General features: G+C 62.5%; 18 protein-coding genes. 10 read left to right on the top strand and 8 right to left on the bottom strand.

Going from position 1 to position 15,610, the window contains the following annotated elements; translation table 11 throughout:
- Positions 1-194: 194 nt before the first annotated feature.
- Genes GKIL_RS09400 through GKIL_RS09370 form a run of 7 tightly spaced genes read right to left on the bottom strand, consistent with a single transcriptional unit; the run spans position 195 to position 6,277 of the window.
- A complete protein-coding gene (locus GKIL_RS09400) occupies positions 195-506 on the bottom strand; it encodes an SUF system Fe-S cluster assembly protein (protein WP_023173305.1) in 312 nt (103 codons plus the stop codon).
- Positions 507-508: 2 nt separating this feature from the next.
- Positions 509-961 (bottom strand): Fe-S cluster assembly sulfur transfer protein SufU, encoded by a 453-nt coding sequence (sufU, locus tag GKIL_RS09395; RefSeq protein WP_023173304.1) that lies wholly within the window; start codon positions 959-961, stop codon positions 509-511.
- 1 nt (position 962) lies between these two features.
- Positions 963-2,219, bottom strand: a complete 1,257-nt coding sequence (locus tag GKIL_RS09390; protein ID WP_023173303.1) for a cysteine desulfurase — start codon at positions 2,217-2,219, stop codon at positions 963-965.
- Entirely contained in the window at positions 2,216-3,532 is a 1,317-nt protein-coding gene (gene sufD / locus GKIL_RS09385) for a Fe-S cluster assembly protein SufD (protein ID WP_023173302.1), read from the bottom strand. The genes GKIL_RS09390 and sufD overlap by 4 nt, the downstream gene beginning before the upstream one ends.
- Positions 3,533-3,541: 9 nt before the next feature.
- Positions 3,542-4,300 (bottom strand): Fe-S cluster assembly ATPase SufC, encoded by a 759-nt coding sequence (gene sufC, locus GKIL_RS09380; protein ID WP_041244590.1) that lies wholly within the window; start codon positions 4,298-4,300, stop codon positions 3,542-3,544.
- A gap of 36 nt (positions 4,301-4,336) precedes the next feature.
- The gene (gene sufB, locus GKIL_RS09375; protein ID WP_023173300.1) at positions 4,337-5,785 is read right to left on the bottom strand and encodes a Fe-S cluster assembly protein SufB; all 1,449 of its coding nucleotides are present in this window, start codon (positions 5,783-5,785) and stop codon (positions 4,337-4,339) included.
- An 18-nt stretch (positions 5,786-5,803) separates the two neighbouring features.
- Positions 5,804-6,277: an SUF system Fe-S cluster assembly regulator gene (locus GKIL_RS09370; RefSeq protein ID WP_023173299.1), complete on the bottom strand. Its 474-nt coding sequence runs from the start codon at positions 6,275-6,277 to the stop codon at positions 5,804-5,806.
- A 147-nt stretch (positions 6,278-6,424) separates the two neighbouring features.
- Here GKIL_RS09370 and GKIL_RS25725 point away from each other — a divergent pair, with 147 nt between their 5' ends.
- Positions 6,425-6,553, top strand: a complete 129-nt coding sequence (locus GKIL_RS25725) for a hypothetical protein (RefSeq protein ID WP_023173298.1) — start codon at positions 6,425-6,427, stop codon at positions 6,551-6,553.
- Positions 6,554-6,555: 2 nt separating this feature from the next.
- Here GKIL_RS25725 and GKIL_RS09365 read toward each other — a convergent pair whose 3' ends face one another.
- Positions 6,556-7,386, bottom strand: a complete 831-nt coding sequence (locus GKIL_RS09365) for a 6-carboxytetrahydropterin synthase (protein ID WP_023173297.1) — start codon at positions 7,384-7,386, stop codon at positions 6,556-6,558.
- A 162-nt stretch (positions 7,387-7,548) separates the two neighbouring features.
- Here GKIL_RS09365 and clpB point away from each other — a divergent pair, with 162 nt between their 5' ends.
- Genes clpB through truA form a run of 9 tightly spaced genes read left to right on the top strand, consistent with a single transcriptional unit; the run spans position 7,549 to position 15,600 of the window.
- Positions 7,549-10,167, top strand: coding sequence for an ATP-dependent chaperone ClpB (gene clpB / locus GKIL_RS09360; RefSeq protein ID WP_023173296.1), 2,619 nt, complete (start codon positions 7,549-7,551; stop codon positions 10,165-10,167).
- Positions 10,168-10,209: 42 nt separating this feature from the next.
- On the top strand, positions 10,210-11,763 hold the full coding sequence (locus GKIL_RS09355) for a tetratricopeptide repeat protein (protein WP_023173295.1): 1,554 nt from the start codon (positions 10,210-10,212) through the stop codon (positions 11,761-11,763).
- A gap of 59 nt (positions 11,764-11,822) precedes the next feature.
- Positions 11,823-11,936 (top strand): 50S ribosomal protein L36, encoded by a 114-nt coding sequence (rpmJ, locus tag GKIL_RS23565; protein WP_011143564.1) that lies wholly within the window; start codon positions 11,823-11,825, stop codon positions 11,934-11,936.
- A gap of 37 nt (positions 11,937-11,973) precedes the next feature.
- Positions 11,974-12,357: a 30S ribosomal protein S13 gene (rpsM, locus tag GKIL_RS24160; RefSeq protein WP_023173294.1), complete on the top strand. Its 384-nt coding sequence runs from the start codon at positions 11,974-11,976 to the stop codon at positions 12,355-12,357.
- A 21-nt stretch (positions 12,358-12,378) separates the two neighbouring features.
- Complete coding sequence (rpsK, locus tag GKIL_RS24155) at positions 12,379-12,771, top strand: 30S ribosomal protein S11 (RefSeq protein WP_023173293.1); 393 nt, start codon at positions 12,379-12,381, stop codon at positions 12,769-12,771.
- Between the two features lie 31 nt (positions 12,772-12,802).
- Positions 12,803-13,423: a 30S ribosomal protein S4 gene (gene rpsD, locus GKIL_RS09335; RefSeq protein WP_023173292.1), complete on the top strand. Its 621-nt coding sequence runs from the start codon at positions 12,803-12,805 to the stop codon at positions 13,421-13,423.
- Positions 13,424-13,439: 16 nt separating this feature from the next.
- The gene (locus tag GKIL_RS09330; RefSeq protein WP_023173291.1) at positions 13,440-14,384 is read left to right on the top strand and encodes a DNA-directed RNA polymerase subunit alpha; all 945 of its coding nucleotides are present in this window, start codon (positions 13,440-13,442) and stop codon (positions 14,382-14,384) included.
- A gap of 4 nt (positions 14,385-14,388) precedes the next feature.
- Positions 14,389-14,739 (top strand): 50S ribosomal protein L17, encoded by a 351-nt coding sequence (rplQ, locus tag GKIL_RS09325; protein WP_023173290.1) that lies wholly within the window; start codon positions 14,389-14,391, stop codon positions 14,737-14,739.
- A gap of 6 nt (positions 14,740-14,745) precedes the next feature.
- A complete protein-coding gene (gene truA, locus GKIL_RS09320; protein ID WP_023173289.1) occupies positions 14,746-15,600 on the top strand; it encodes a tRNA pseudouridine(38-40) synthase TruA in 855 nt (284 codons plus the stop codon).
- Positions 15,601-15,610 lie beyond the last annotated feature (10 nt).

Here is a 15,610-nt window from a genome sequence, read left to right as displayed (position 1 = left end):
TACACAAAACTTAACATTTGTTTTGCGCTGGTTCGACGGCAATTCGACGGCAAGGCGGCAGCGGGCGTTTACCGTTGATAGTTGAAAACAGCAGTGCGCAAAAATCGAGTTGTCAGCTACAGGCAGCTTTTTAACCCCAGCTTGCGGAAATGCCCCCCTTTCAATTCAACCGACTCCAGCCAGACAATCCGCTCTCAAAACAGTCCCAGCTGCAGCTTCGCTTCCTCAGGCATCCTGTCCATCGTCCAGGCGGGCTCCCAGACCAGTTCGACCTGGGCTGAGACCACTCCCGGCAACTCCTGCAGTTTCGTCTCGACTTCGCCGGGCAGCGAGCCTGCGACCGGACACATCGGTGTGGTGAGAGTCATCTGGACGGCGACGTGACCGGCGACGACGCCCACGTCGTAGACCAGGCCCAGATCGTAGATGTTGACGGGAATTTCGGGATCGTAGACGCTCTTGAGTGCCCCGATCACCTGCTCCTTGAGTTCGGTGTCTTTTTCCATGATTACTCCGTGCTCACCAGCTCGCCGGTATTTTTGAGGGCAGCGTTGAGGGTATGCCAGGCGAGGGTGGCACACTTGACGCGCATCGGAAATTCGCGCACGCCGGCCAGCACCGCCAGTTTGCCCAGATCGGGGGCAGGAAGCGCCTCTGCATCGTCGCTGGTTACCAGTTGGTGAAAGTTCTCAAAAAGGTGGGCCGCCTGGGCGACGCTCTTGCCCTTGAGCGCCTCGGTCATCAGCGAAGCACTCGCTGTCGAGATCGCACAACCGGCTCCCTCGAAGTGGATGTCCTGAATCAGGCCATCTTGAAGCTGCAGATAGATCGTCACCTGATCGCCGCACAGGGGGTTGTGACCCTCCGCCTCGCGGTTCGCCTCCGGCAACTCGCCGTAGTTGCGGGGCCGCCTGTAGTGATCGAGGATTACTTCCTGGTACAGTTCGCGCAGTTCTGACATATCAACCAAACATCTCCTGAACTGTGTAGACCGCCGCCACCAGGGCGTCCACCTCGGCGCGGGTGTTGTAGAAGGCAAAGGAGGCGCGGGCGGTGGCGGGAAGCTTGAGGCGCTGCATCACCGGCTGGGCACAGTGGTGGCCCGCCCGGATCGCCACGCCCTGTTGATCGAGGATCGTGCCGATGTCGTGGGGATGGACGCCATCGATCACAAAAGAGAGCACACTCGCCTTCTCGCGGGCGGTGCCAATCAAGCGCACCCCCGGCACCGCCTGGATCTGCTCGGTGGCGTAGCTTAAAAGCTCCGCCTCATAGTCGGCAATCGCCGCGAGGCCCACCTGCTGCACGTAATCGATGGCGACGCCCAGGGCAATCGCGCCGCAGATATCCGGGGTGCCCGCCTCGAACTTAAAAGGGATGCCACTGAAGGTCGTCTTCTCAAAGCTGACGGAGCGGATCATATCGCCGCCGCCCTGCCAGGGGGGCATCGCCTCCAGCCGTTCTTCTTTGCCGTAGAGCACACCGATGCCGGTGGGGCCGTAGAGCTTGTGGCCCGAGAAAGTATAAAAGTCGCAGTCGAGCGCCTGGACATCGACGGGAATGTGGGAGACGGCCTGGGCTCCGTCGAGCAACACCGGGATCGATCGGGCGTGGGCCAGCTCGACGAGTTGCCGCACCGGGTTGATCGTGCCCAGAGCATTAGAAAGATGCACGAGGGCGACCAGCTTCGTGCGCTCGCCCAGGAGCTTTTCGTATGCGTCTACGAGCAGTTCGCCTTGATCGCTAATCGGCGCGACTTTGAGGACGGCCCCCTTTTCCTGGCAGAGCATCTGCCAGGGGACGATGTTGGAGTGGTGCTCCATCGCTGTGATCAGTATTTCGTCGCCGGGGCCGATATTTTGCCGACCAAAGGTCTGGGCGACCAGATTGATCGCCTCGGTGCAGCCGCGCACGAAGATGATTTCTTTGTCGCTTCTGGCGTTGATAAAGCGCTGCACCTTGCGGCGCGCCTCGTCGTGGGCCGCCGTCGAAAGCTGGCTGAGTTGGTGGACGCCTCTATGGATATTGGCGTAGTAGCTCGTGTAGAGCCGGCTAATCGCGTCGATCACCGCCTGGGGCTTCTGGGTCGAAGCGGCGTTATCGAGGTAGACGAGCGGTTTGCCGTGGACGGACTCGCCCAGAATCGGAAAGTCCGCGCGCAGTTGGGCAACGGCGGCGGGGGTGAGGCGGGTGGTGGAGGTCGAAGCGGTGAGCGTCATCGTGTTTCTCCGCGAAAGCCGACGTTTAAGCTGAGCCAGTCGAACAGCGCCTGCTCCAGTTGTGGGCGCAGAATCGCGGGCTCGACCGCATCGATGAGGTCGCTGGCAAAGGCGTAGGTGAGCAGGTTTCTGGCCGAGGCTGCGTCCAGACCGCGCGAGCGCAGATAAAAGAGCGCTTCCTCGTCGAGCTGGCCGACGGTCGAACCGTGGGTGCAGCGCACGTCGCCGGCGTAGATCTCAAGCTGGGGATTGGTGTGGACGAGGGCCGTATCCGAGAGGAGCAGGTTGCGGTTGCTCTGGCGGGCATCGGTTTTGGCGGCGGCGGCTTCGACGTGGATGTTGCCGTTAAAGACCGCCTGCGCCCTGCCTGCCAGGATGCCCCGGTAGCTCTGGCGGCTCCTGGTATGGGGAGCGCTGTGGCGGACCCAGAGGTGATTATCGACCTGCTGGGTGTCGGCGGCCAGATAAAGGCCCTGCAGGTTGGCCTCGCTGCCGGGGGCGGCCAGATCGACGTGGAGATCGTGGCGGGTCAGACTGCCCCCCAGGCAGGCGGCGAGGGCGTTGATGCGGCTGTCGCGCCCGAGGTGCAGGTGGCTGGTGGCCAGGTGGTAGGCAGCCGGGTTCTGCCGGACGAAGCGGTGGTGGTTGAGCCGGGCGTTGGCGGCCAGCCCGACCTCGCTCAGGGGGCAGCTAAAGTGAACGCCCGCACCCAGGCTCGTATAGGTCTCGATCACCGTCGCCTCGCTGTTGGCCCCGAGGGCGATCAGGTGGCGCGGGTAGCTCGCCGTCGGTTGCTCGCCGCCGGTGGCTACGCACAACAGGTGCAGGGGCCGCTGGGCAACTGCGCCGGGCTGCAACTGAACAAACGCGCCGTCCTGCCAGTAGATCGTGTTGAGGGCGGCGAAGGGCTCGCTCAAATCGACGTCGCGGCCTAGGGGGGTCGGCTGTTGGCGCGCCGCAACCGCCAGACTGCCCGCCTGCACCCCCGCCACACTCCCGGCCTCGGACAGTTCGGGTACGAAGTGGCCATCGACAAACACCAGCTCCTGCGCTCCTGCGAGGCGCAGCGGCGCAATGGCATGGGCCAGTACCGCAGGCGGCTTTTCGATGAGGGCAAATTCGTGACTGCGAAAGCCCGAGAGATCCAGTTGCCGCCACTTTTCGAGGCGGCGGTGCGGCAGACCGGCGGTGGCAAATTGCGAGAGCGCCTCGCTGCGCAGCGAGGCGACGAAGGGCGGCTCGTCGGTCCGGCCAGCGGCAAAGTCGGCAAAGTCGGTCAAAAACGTGTTCTTTTCGATCGTCAGCTGCGACATGCGATTCCTCTAGACAGGGGCAGCAGCCTGCTCTTCGAGCCAGCCGTAGCCTTTTTCTTCCAGTTCGAGCGCCAGTTCGCGCCCGCCGGAGCGGACAATCCGCCCGCCGATAAGCACATGCACAAAGTCGGGCACGATGTAGTTGAGCAGGCGCTGGTAGTGGGTAATCACAACGAAGGAGCGATCCGGTGCGCGCAGGCTATTGACGCCGTCGGCGACGATGCGCAGCGCATCGATGTCGAGGCCCGAGTCGGTCTCGTCGAGGATGGCGAGCTTTGGCTCCAAAAGCGCCATCTGCAGCACTTCGTTGCGCTTTTTTTCGCCCCCGGAGAAGCCCTCGTTCACCGAGCGGCGCAAAAAACTCTCGTCCATCTGGACGGTCTTGAGCTTCTCGCGCACGACGCTCAAAAAATCGACCGCGTCCAGTTCCGGCAGTCCCCGCTGCTGGCGCACGGCGTTGAGGGCGGCCTTGAGAAAATAGACGTTGCTCACCCCAGGGATCTCGACCGGATACTGAAAGGCGAGGAACAACCCTGCCCGCGCCCGCTCCTCCGGTGCGAGGGCCAGCAGATCCTGGCTGTCGAAGCGGATTTGGCCGCCCAGAACCTCGTACTCCTCGCGCCCGACCAGGACACTGGCGAGGGTGCTCTTGCCGGACCCGTTCGGCCCCATAATCGCATGCACTTCCCCCGGCCCAACGGCAAGGTCGATGCCTCTCAAGATCGCCTTGTCCTCGACCCGCGCCTGCAGGCCCTCGATTTCTAACAACTTGCTCATCTTCTCTCTCTTGCTCGCTTGCTCAAGCTAACCGACGCTGCCTTCTAAGCTCACCGACAAAAGCTTCTGGGCTTCGACAGCAAACTCCATCGGCAATTCGCGGAAGACCTCCTTGCAAAAACCGTTGACGATCATCGAGACTGCGTCCTCGGTGGAGATGCCCCGCTGGTTCAGATAAAAAATCTGGTCCTCACCAATCTTGGCGGTGGTCGCCTCGTGCTCCATGCGCGCCGTCGGATTTTGCACGTCGATATAGGGGAACGTGTGCGCGCCGCAGTCCTCGCCGATTAAAAGCGAATCGCACTGCGAGTAGTTGCGCGCCCCCCCAGCACCGCTCAAAATCTTGACCGCCCCCCGGTAGGTGTTCTGGCCGTGGCCCGCCGAGATGCCCTTCGAGACGATCGTGCTTCGGGTGTTCTTGCCGATATGGATCATCTTGGTGCCGGTGTCGGCCTGCTGGTAGTTGTTGGTGAGGGCCACCGAATAAAATTCGCCCACCGAGTTCTCGCCCTTGAGCACACAGCTCGGGTACTTCCAGGTGATCGCCGAACCGGTCTCCACCTGGGTCCAGGAGATCTTGGAGTTGCGGCCCTCGCAGCGGCCCCGCTTGGTGACGAAGTTGTAGATGCCGCCTTTGCCCTCCTTGTCGCCCGGATACCAGTTTTGAACCGTCGAGTACTTGATCGTCGCATCGTCGAGGGCGACCAGTTCTACCACCGCCGCGTGCAGCTGGTTCTCGTCGCGCATCGGTGCGGTGCAGCCTTCGAGATAGCTCACGTAGCTGCCGGCCTCGGCGACGATCAAGGTCCGCTCGAACTGGCCGGAGTTTTTGGCGTTGATCCGAAAGTAGGTCGATAGCTCCATCGGGCAGCGCACCCCCTTCGGCACGAACACGAACGAGCCGTCGGTAAAGACTGCCGAGTTGAGGGCGGCATAAAAGTTATCGGTGATCGGTACCACCGAACCCAGGTAGCGGCGCACCAGTTCGGGATGTTCGCGCACCGCCTCGGAGAACGAGCAGAAGATAATGCCCATCGCCGCAAGCTTGTCTTTGAAGGTCGTCGCCACCGAGACGCTGTCAAAGACCGCATCGACCGCAACACCCGCCAGGGCCGCCCGCTCCTGCAGAGGAATACCCAGCTTCTCGTAGGTCTTGAGAATCTCCGGGTCCACCTCGTCGAGGCTTTTGGGGCCGTCGGTCTTAGACTTGGGAGCGGCGTAGTAGACGATACTTTGATAGTCGATGGGCGGGTAGTGGACGTTCGCCCACTCGGGCCGCTCCATCGTCAGCCAGTGGCGATAGGCTTTAAGCCGCCATTCCAATAAAAATTCCGGTTCCTGCTTTTTGGCTGAGATCAGTCGGATCACTTCCTCCGACAACCCCGGCGGCACCGTTTCCTGCTCGACATCGGTGACAAAACCGAACTGGTATTCTTTGTTGGCCAGGGTTTCGATGGCCTGCGTGGGTGTTGACATCGTAGCTCCGTTGAACTTTTAGCGTAGGGGAGACTGGACAGTGCTGAGGGCGGCAGTGGGCCTGGACAGGTTCAGGTACTCGTGGGGCCAGGGGGCGATGAGCTGGCTGAGGTTGATCGAAGAGAGGGCGTGGTGGACGACGGCGTTGATGCGCTGCCACTTGGGCCGCAAAGGGCAGAGCGCCTCGTGGCTGCAGCCGCCGGGGGCTTCTTCGATGCACTCGGTCAGGGCAATCGGCCCTTCGAGGGCTGTGAGAATATCGGCCACCGAGATTGCACTCGCGGGCCGGGCAAGGCTGTAGCCGCCCTTGATGCCCCGATGGGAGACCAGAAGCGCGCCTTTAGCCAGAAGCTTCAAGATCTTGCGCACGATCGGCACCGGCAACGCGGTCTGGGCCGCCAGCTCCGCCGCCCCAAAACTGCGCTCAGGGCGAGCGGCCAGATAGCTGATGAGCACGATGCCGTAGTCCGATTGCCGGGTCATGCGGAGCATGGCTTGTTACCTGCCTTCATATAAGACCATTTTAGTCCTATTTTGGGCAAGCCCGCCGCCTGTGCCGGTGCAAAAACTGGTCTAACAGCCGCCATCTATCGAGCGCAGCCATTTTAGGCTGCCAGTATCGAACGGGAGGAAAAAGCGATGAGCCACCTGAATCTGACGGCGAACCTCGGCAATTACTTTTTTATCTATTACGCGGCGCTGCTTGCCCTTGCCCTGCCTTTGAGCCTGCTGGGCCTGGCCATCCGCCGCCTGCAGTACCGCCTGTAATGTCAGGCGATCGGCGCAAAGCTCTCGGTGTAGACCTCGACGGAGTTGTTGGGGCTTTCGATGAGGCGGACTTTGTGCAGGCGGGCTCCGAGGGCGCGCACGGGTTCTTCGAGCAGGTCGCGAATGTGCAGGGCGATATTTTCAGCCGTCGGCACCACCTGGGCAAAGTAGGGCACGTCCTTGTTCAAGAAGGTGTGATCGAAGGGCAAAAGCACCTTGTCTTTAAGCAGGCGCTGCAATGCCACCAGGTCCACCAGCATCCCGGTGCGCTCGTCCACCTCGCCCTTGACGGTGATCTCGACGTGGTAGTTGTGGCCGTGGCCGTGGGTGCGGGCGCACAGTCCGTAGATTTCGGTGTTTTCTTCAAGCGACAGTTCGTCGAGGGCAAGCCGGTGGGCAGCCGCAAAGTGATCGGCGATCGTCAGATACGCTTGCATGGCTTCTCCTTGATACTCGGCCCAGAGATCTTCCGATTCAAATAGCTGCACCCGCACCACCGGCAGATGGGGACGCAGGCGCTCGAAGATGACCCGCGCCATGTGCTCGGTGGTGGGCAGTGTCCGGACAAACTCCTCCCAGGTCTCGTTTAGCAGCTGGCTGTCGAGCTGGCCTGAGACCTCGCGGCGGATAATCTGCTTGACTTCGCTCAAATTGAGCACCATGCCGAAGCGGTCCACCGGCCCGTTCATCGAGACCAATATCGTGTAGTTGTGGCCGTGGATGTTGGCGGCGGCACCGAAGCGCCGCCGGTTCTCCTCGGCGCTCAGTTCCTCCAGCCAGTAGCGATGAGCGGCGCTGAAACGGGAGCGGCGCACGATCAGGCAGCTCGTCATGGTCGCAACATTTCGATACCTCAATTTTCAGGATACACCGGGGACTCTGCCCGGTCGGCAATACCTACCTTTTGATTCGGAAAACCGGCTGCTCTCAGGTAGGCTGAGTGCCTACAATGACCCTAGACCTGCCCATCTACACAGCAGCAAGGCCAGAGTTTTATGCAGCCCAACAATCCCAATCAGTTCACCGAAAAGGCGTGGGATGCGATCGTCCGCACGACCGAAGTGGCCAAGGAATTCCGTCAGCAGCAGCTGGAGAGCGAACACCTTTTTAAGGCGCTGCTCGATCAAGACGGGGGGCTCGCCGGCACAATCTTTACCAAGGCCGGAGCGAACTTGCAAAAGCTCAACCAGCGGGTCGTACAGTTTATCGAGCGCCAGCCCAAGCTCACCAACCCCGGTCAGAGCGTCTATCTTGGCCGCAGCCTCGATGCGCTGCTCGATCGGGCTGAGGGTTTCCGCAAGGAGTACGGCGACGACTTTATTTCCGTCGAGCATCTGGTACTGCCTTTTGCTAAAGATGTTCGCTTTGGCCAGCAGGTGCTGCGCGAATTTGGTATCGACGAAGCGAAGCTCAAAGAAGCCGTCGCCCAGGTGCGCGGCAACCAAAAGGTGACCAGTCAGAACCCGGAGAGCACCTACGAGTCACTCGAAAAGTACGGCAGGGATCTGACAGAACTGGCGGGCGAGGGCAAACTCGATCCGGTGATTGGCCGCGACGACGAGATTCGCCGCACGATCCAGATTCTCTCGCGGCGCACCAAGAATAACCCCGTGCTCATCGGCGAACCCGGCGTGGGCAAGACGGCGATCGCCGAGGGACTCGCCCAGCGCATCGTGCGCGGCGACGTGCCCGAATCGCTCAAGGGACGCAAGCTCATCGCCCTCGATATGGGAGCGCTGATCGCGGGCTCCAAGTACCGGGGCGAATTTGAGGAGCGCCTCAAGGCGGTGCTGGGCGAGGTGACCAGTTCCGAGGGCCAGATTATTCTTTTTATCGACGAGATTCACACCGTCGTCGGAGCCGGTGCCACCCAGGGAGCGATGGACGCCGGCAACCTGCTCAAGCCGATGCTCGCGCGCGGTGAGCTGCGCTGCATCGGGGCCACCACCCTCGACGAGTACCGCAAGTACATCGAAAAGGACGCCGCCCTCGAACGGCGCTTCCAGCAGGTCTTCGTCGATCAGCCCTCTGTAGAGGACACGATCTCGATTCTGCGCGGCCTCAAAGAGCGCTACGAAGTCCACCACGGCGTGCGCATCTCCGACAGCGCCCTGGTGGCGGCGGCAGTGCTCTCCCACCGCTACATCAGCGATCGCTTCTTGCCCGACAAGGCGATCGACCTGATGGACGAGGCGGCAGCCAAGCTCAAGATGGAGATCACCTCCAAGCCCGAAGAACTCGACGAGGTCGATCGCAAGATCCTCCAGCTTGAGATGGAAAAGCTGTCCCTCGCCAAGGAGTCCGACGTCGGCTCGCGCGATCGGCTCGAACGGCTCGAAAGAGAACTTGCGGACCTCCAGGAGGAGCAGCGCGCCCTCAACGCCCAGTGGCAGGCCGAAAAGGACATCATCGAGCAGGTGCAGTCCCTCAAAGAAGAACTCGATCAACTCAACGTCCAGATCCAGCAGGCCGAGCGCGACTACGATCTCAACCGGGCCGCCGAACTCAAGTACGGCAAAGCCGCCGAGTTGCTCAAGCGCCTTGAGCAGGCGGAGGTGCGCTTAGAACAGCCCCAGGCCGGTGCCCGCTCGCTGTTGCGCGAGGAGGTGACCGAAGAGGACATCGCCGAAATCATCTCCAAGTGGACCGGCATTCCGGTGAGCAAGCTGGTAGCGAGCGAACGCGAAAAGCTTCTGCACCTCGAAGACGAACTGCACCAGCGGGTCGTCGGCCAGGACGAGGCGGTGCGGGTGGTGGCCGAGGCGATCCAGCGCTCCCGTGCGGGCCTGTCCGATCCCAACAAGCCCATCGCGAGCTTTATCTTCTTGGGGCCCACCGGCGTCGGCAAGACCGAACTGGCCAAGACGCTGGCCGCTTTTCTGTTCGACGACGAGAACGCGATGGTGCGCATCGACATGTCCGAGTACATGGAAAAGCACAGCGTCTCGCGCCTCATCGGGGCACCTCCCGGCTACGTCGGCTACGACGAGGGCGGCCAGCTCACCGAGGCGGTGCGCCGCAGACCCTACGCTGTCGTGCTCTTCGATGAGATCGAAAAGGCCCACAACGACGTGTTCAACGTGCTGTTGCAGGTGCTCGACGACGGGCGGATCACCGACTCCCAGGGGCGCACGGTCGATTTTAAAAACGCGATCATCATCATGACGAGCAACATCGGCTCGGAGGCGATCCTGCGCCTGGGAGGCGACGACACCTACTACGAGCAGATGCGCGACGAGGTGATGCGCGCCATGCGCGCCCACTTCCGGCCCGAATTTCTCAACCGCGTCGATGACATCATCATCTTCCGCAACCTGCGCCGCGACCAACTGCGCGAGATCACCCGCTTGCAGATCGCCCAGCTGGAGAAGCGCCTGGGCGATCGCAAGATCGTGCTCAAGGTCTCCGACGAAGCGCTCGATTATGTTGTCGATATCGGCTACGACCCGGTCTACGGAGCGCGCCCACTCAAGCGCGCCATCCAGAGCGAGCTTTCTAATGCGATTGCCAGGGGTCTGTTGCGGGGCGATTTTGTCGATGGCGACACGATCTTCGTCGATCTCGAGAACGAGCGGCTGGTCTTCAAGCGCCTGAGCGTCCTGCCGGTCTCCTAAGCTGTGTACGATAGGGGCACTGTACCCACCGTCTGACCGCGTATGCCCCTTGGCTTCGGCAAGCCTCCGCGCCGCGATCGCAAACCTGCCACCGCCCTTGCCCAGGCCGCCGAAATGTTCGATCTCGGCCTGGTGCTGCACCGCCAGGGCCGCCTGGCCGAAGCGATCGTCCGCTACGGCCAGGCGCTGGATTTTCAAGCAGACTACGTCGAGGCCCACTTTGCCCTCGGGCTCGCCCTGCAGGCCCAGGGCAACCTCGACGGGGCAATCGACCACCTGCAGCGGGCCATCGAACTGAGAAGCTACTACACCGACGCCCACTTTGCCCTGGGCACGGCCCTGCACGAGAAGGGCAGGCTCAAGGAGGCCGTCGCCGCCTACGAGCGGGTGCTCGCCATCGAACCGGAGTACGTCAAGGCCCACAACAACCTGGGAGCCGTCCAGCGCGAACTGGGGGCGCTCGACGAGGCGGTGGCTTCTTGCCGCCGGGCAATCGCCCTCGATCCGGGCTACGTCGAGGCCCACAACAACCTGGGCGTCGCCCTCAAAGACCAGGGCGAGCGGTCCGAAGCGGCGGCCTGCTTCAAGCGCGCCCTGACCCTGCAGCCGGATTTTGCCGAGGCGTACTACAACCTCGGCCTGGTCCTGCAGGCGCAGCAGCAGTGGAGCGAGGCGGCGGCGGTCTACCGCACCGCGCTTTTGCTCAAACCCGATCTGGCCGAAGCCCAGACCAACCTCGCCAACGCCCAGCTCTCGCTGGGTCAGGTGCGCGAGGCGATCGAGAGCTTTGAAGCGGCCCTTGCACTGGCACCGTGGCTGGCGGCAGCCCACCGGGGGCTGGGCAACGCCCGGCGCGATCTGGGGCAGCTTGCCCAGGCCGCCGCCGCTTATACAGAAGCGATCCGGCTCGATCCCGCCGACAGCGAGGCCCGCCATTATCTGGCGGCGGTCGGCGGCGCGCCGGTACCACCGGCTGCCGATCCGCGCTACGTCGCGGCCCTGTTCGACGATTACGCCGAGCGCTTCGACGCCCATCTGCTGGAAGATCTGGCCTACAGCACGCCCCGGCAACTCCTTGAGGCGGTGCGCGCCGCCGCTCCCCACGCCAACCACCTGCTCAATATTCTCGATCTCGGCTGCGGCACGGGTTTGTGCGGTCCATTGTTTAAGCCCCTCGCCCACCGGCTGGTGGGCATCGATCTTTCAAGCCGGATGATCGAAAAGGCGCGGGCGCGGGCGGTCTACGACGAGCTGGTGACAGGCGAGATAGGCGAGCAATTGGCCCATTACCGCGACGCGTTCGATCTGATCGTGGCCGCCGACGTGTTTCCGTACCTGGGCGATCTGTTGCCGGTGCTCGTTGCGAGCGCCGTCACCCTCGTACCCGGCGGCCTGCTCGCCTTCTCGGTGGAGGCGGGCCCCGAGGAGGACTATCTCCTCCAGCCCAGTGGCCGCTACGCCCACGCACTGTCCTATCTCAGGCAGGCCGCCGCCTTTGCAGAATTTGTCGAAGTCAGTGCCCAGCAGAGTGTTCTGCGCACCGACAAAGGCGAACCCATCGCCGGCTGGATCGTCGTGCTGCGCAGCCGACGCTGATCCTTGACAGAGCGCAGTTCGCTTATCTAAACTAGGATCTGCACAATTTGCGGCCAGCTATGAAAGTTCGTGCGTCCGTCAAACCGATCTGCGAAAAGTGTCGGGTGATCCGCCGCAAGGGCCGGGTCATGGTCATCTGCGAAAACCCCAAGCACAAGCAGCGGCAAGGCTAACTGGCACCTGAGGCAAAAAAGGAAAGAGTACTGATCCATGGCGCGTATTGCAGGCGTAGACATTCCCAGAGAAAAGCGGGTCGAGGTGGCCCTCACCTACATCTTCGGCATCGGCCCGGCGCGGGCTCTGCAGATTCTTTTATCCACCGGCATCTCTCCTGACCTTCGGGTGCGCGATCTGAGCGATGCCCAGGTCAACACCCTGCGCGAAGAGATCGAATCAAAGTACCAGGTCGAAGGGGATCTGCGGCGCTTTGAAAACATCAACATCAAGCGCCTCATGGACATCGGCTGCCTGCGCGGTCGCCGCCATCGCCTCGGTCTGCCGGTGCGCGGCCAGCGCACCCGCACCAATGCCCGTACCCGGCGGGGTGGGCGCAAGACCGTGGCGGGCAAAAAGAAAGCCTCCGCCAAGAAGTAATTTCATCATCAGGATCGAGCAATGGCCAAACCAACCCGTGGCGGGCAAAAAAAGAAAGTTCGGCGCAACGTGCCGAGCGGCGTCGCGCACATTCAATCGACTTTCAACAACACGATCGTCACGATCTCCGACACCGCAGGCGATGTAATCTCCTGGGCATCCGCCGGTTCGAGCGGCTTCAAGGGTGCCAAAAAGGGCACCCCCTTCGCTGCCCAGCAGGCGGCTGAGTCGGCGGGCCGCCGGGCAATTGACTCCGGAATGCGCCAGTGCGAAGTGATGGTCAGTGGTCCCGGCGCAGGCCGGGAGACAGCTATCCGGGCGCTGCAGGCGGTGGGCCTTGAGATCACGCTCATCCGCGATGTCACCCCAATTCCCCACAACGGTTGCCGCCCACCCAAGCGCCGCCGCGTCTAGTTCCCATCTTTTGAGATTGCTCTAAAACATCATGGCTCGCTACACCGGACCTGTCTGCAAACTCTGCCGTGCTGTCGGCATGAAGCTCTACCTCAAGGGCATCCGCTGCTCTTCGCCCAAGTGCGCCATCGAACGGCGCAACACCCGCCCCGGCGTCCATGGCCAGTCGCGCCAAAAGCTCAGCGAATACGCCATCCGCCTCAAAGAAAAGCAAAAGGCGCGCTGGACCTACGGCATCCTCGAAAAGCAGTTTCGGCGCACCTTCTCCGATGCTGGCCGCTCCAAGGGCAACACCGGGGCCAAGTTTCTCGAACTGCTCGAGCGTCGGCTCGACAACGTGATCTATCGCCTGGGTTTTGCCACCTCCCGCCCCCAGGCGCGCCAGTGGGTCAACCACGGCCACTTCGCCGTCAATGGCCGCCGCGTCTCGATCCCGAGCTACCGCGTGCGTCCTGGCGATCAGATTGCGGTGCTGCCGGGCTCGGCGGCCTTCGTCAAAGCGGGCCTTGAGGTGGCGAGTCTGCCCCATCCGCCCAAGTGGCTGGAGGTCAACCGCGAGACGATCAGTGCGACGGTCAAGGCGCTTCCTGAGCGCGAAGACATCGACACACCGGTGCAGGAACTGTTGATTGTTGAGTTTTACTCCCGCTAGGGCGAAGGGGAGAGGCATGGCGCAATATACGATTGAGTGCGTTGAGACACGGACCGAGGCCGACAGCGGCCAGTACGGCAAATTTGTCCTCGAACCGCTCGAGCGCGGCCAGGGGACGACCCTGGGAACGGCGCTCAGGCGCGTTTTGCTTGCGAACCTCGAAGGCACGGCGGTCACCGCCCTGCGCATCACCGGGGTCAACCACGAATTTGCGACGATCAAGGGCATCCGCGAGGATGTGCTCGACATTTTGCTCAACATGAAGGAGCTGGTGCTGCGCTCCTACACCGGCGACATTCAGATTGGCCGGTTGGCCGTGCAGGGTCCCAGGCGGGTCACCGCCTCGGATCTGGAACTGCCCGCCGAGGTGCAGGTGGTCAACCCGCGCCACTACATTGCCACCCTCGCCGAGGATGGCCAACTCGAGATGGAATTTCAGATCGAGCGCGGCAAGGGCTACCGCTCGATCGAGCGCGGCAGCGAAGACGGCGCATCGATCGATTATCTGTCGATCGACGCGATCTTTATGCCGGTGCGCAAGGTCAACTGGACCGTCGAGAGCGTCAGCAACAACGGCAGCGGCGAGCAGGACCGGCTCACCATCGAGATCTGGACGAGCGGCTCGCTTTCTCCTCAAGAGGCGCTCTCCCAGGCGGCCAAGATTCTCGTCGATCAACTGCGGCCCTTGCAAGAGATTACCTTCGAGCCGCCGGTCGAACCCACCCGGCCCCAGAGCAACACCGTAGGCCAGGTGCCCATCGAAGAATTGCAGCTGTCGGTGCGCGCCTACAACTGCCTCAAGCGCGCCCAGATCAACACGGTGGCCGACCTGCTCGAGTACACCGAAGAAGATCTGCTTGAGATCAAAAACTTTGGCCAAAAGTCCGCCGAAGAAGTGATCGAAGCGCTGCAAGAAAAGATGGGCCTCAGCCTTCCTAAAGACAAACCGGGCAGGAGCTAAACCGATGAGACACCGCCGCCGCGTTGCCAAGTTAAACCGCGCCGCCGATCAGCGCGACGCCCTCGTGCGCACCCTGACGACTGAACTGTTGCGCCATGGCCGGATCAGCACGACCCTGGCCAGGGCCAGAGTGGTCCGCAGCGAGGCTGACCGGATGATCAGCCTCGCCAAGGACGGTTCCCTTGCGGCCCGGCGGCGGGCAGCGGGCTTTCTTTACGATCCTGATCTGGTGCAGTCGATCTTTGCTGCCGCCCAAGAGCGCTACGGCAGCCGCAACGGCGGCTATACCCGCGTTCTGCGCACCGTCACCCGGCGCGGCGACAACGCTGAGATGGCGATTATCGAACTGGTCTGATCTTTGGTGAGCGAGTCAGGGGCGCAGGCCACTCGCCGCCTCGCCCTCCGGATCCAGTATCTTGGGGGCGGTTTTTATGGCTGGCAGTGGCAACCCGGCCAGCGCACCGTCCAGCAGTGCCTCGAAGCAGCGATCGAAAAGATCCAGCGCCAGCCCGTGCGCTGCAGTGCCGCCGGTCGCACCGATACGGGCGTCCACGCCAGCGCCCAGGTCGTTCACTTTGACACCGAAAAGCGGCTCGTCCCCGAGACCTGGCGGCGGGCGCTCAACGCCGTTCTGCCCGAGGACATCGCTGTGCAAGATGCCGCCTGGGTACCGCCGGACTGGCACGCCCGCTTCAGCGCGCTATGGCGCGAGTACCGCTACTGCATCTACAACAGCACCGTTCCGGATCTCTTCGTGCGCTCCACCAGCTGGTACTACCCCTACAGCACCCTCGACGAGCGGGCGATGGCCAGCGCCCTCGATACTCTCAAGGGCCAGCACGATTTTCGCGCCTTTCGGCGCGCCGGTTCCAACCGTTCCCATTCGCTGGTGCGCATCGACGAGGTCGAATGCCGCCGCGCAGGGCAGCTCATCACTGTCCGCGTGCGGGCCAACAGTTTTTTGTATGGAATGATGCGCCTATTGGTCGGTGCCCTCGCCGAGGTCGCTACGGGCCGCTGGAGCGTCCAGCGCTTTGCGGAACTCTGGCAGAGCGGCAACCGTGAGGCGATCAAGTACGCCGCTCCCCCCCAGGGCCTGTGCTTGGTGGGTGTGGGCTACCCGGTCGATCCGTTCAGGACAAACGAAACGGTCACCTCCAGGTGCGATACTGGGCAGGAGCCGTCCCAAACTATACTGAACGAGAGCGGTTTCTGATTGTTCAACA

It is taken from the genome of Gloeobacter kilaueensis JS1, from assembly GCF_000484535.1.
In the GTDB taxonomy this organism is placed as follows: Bacteria; Cyanobacteriota; Cyanobacteriia; order Gloeobacterales; family Gloeobacteraceae; genus Gloeobacter; species Gloeobacter kilaueensis.
This window is presented reverse-complemented; position numbering and strand designations above follow the sequence as displayed.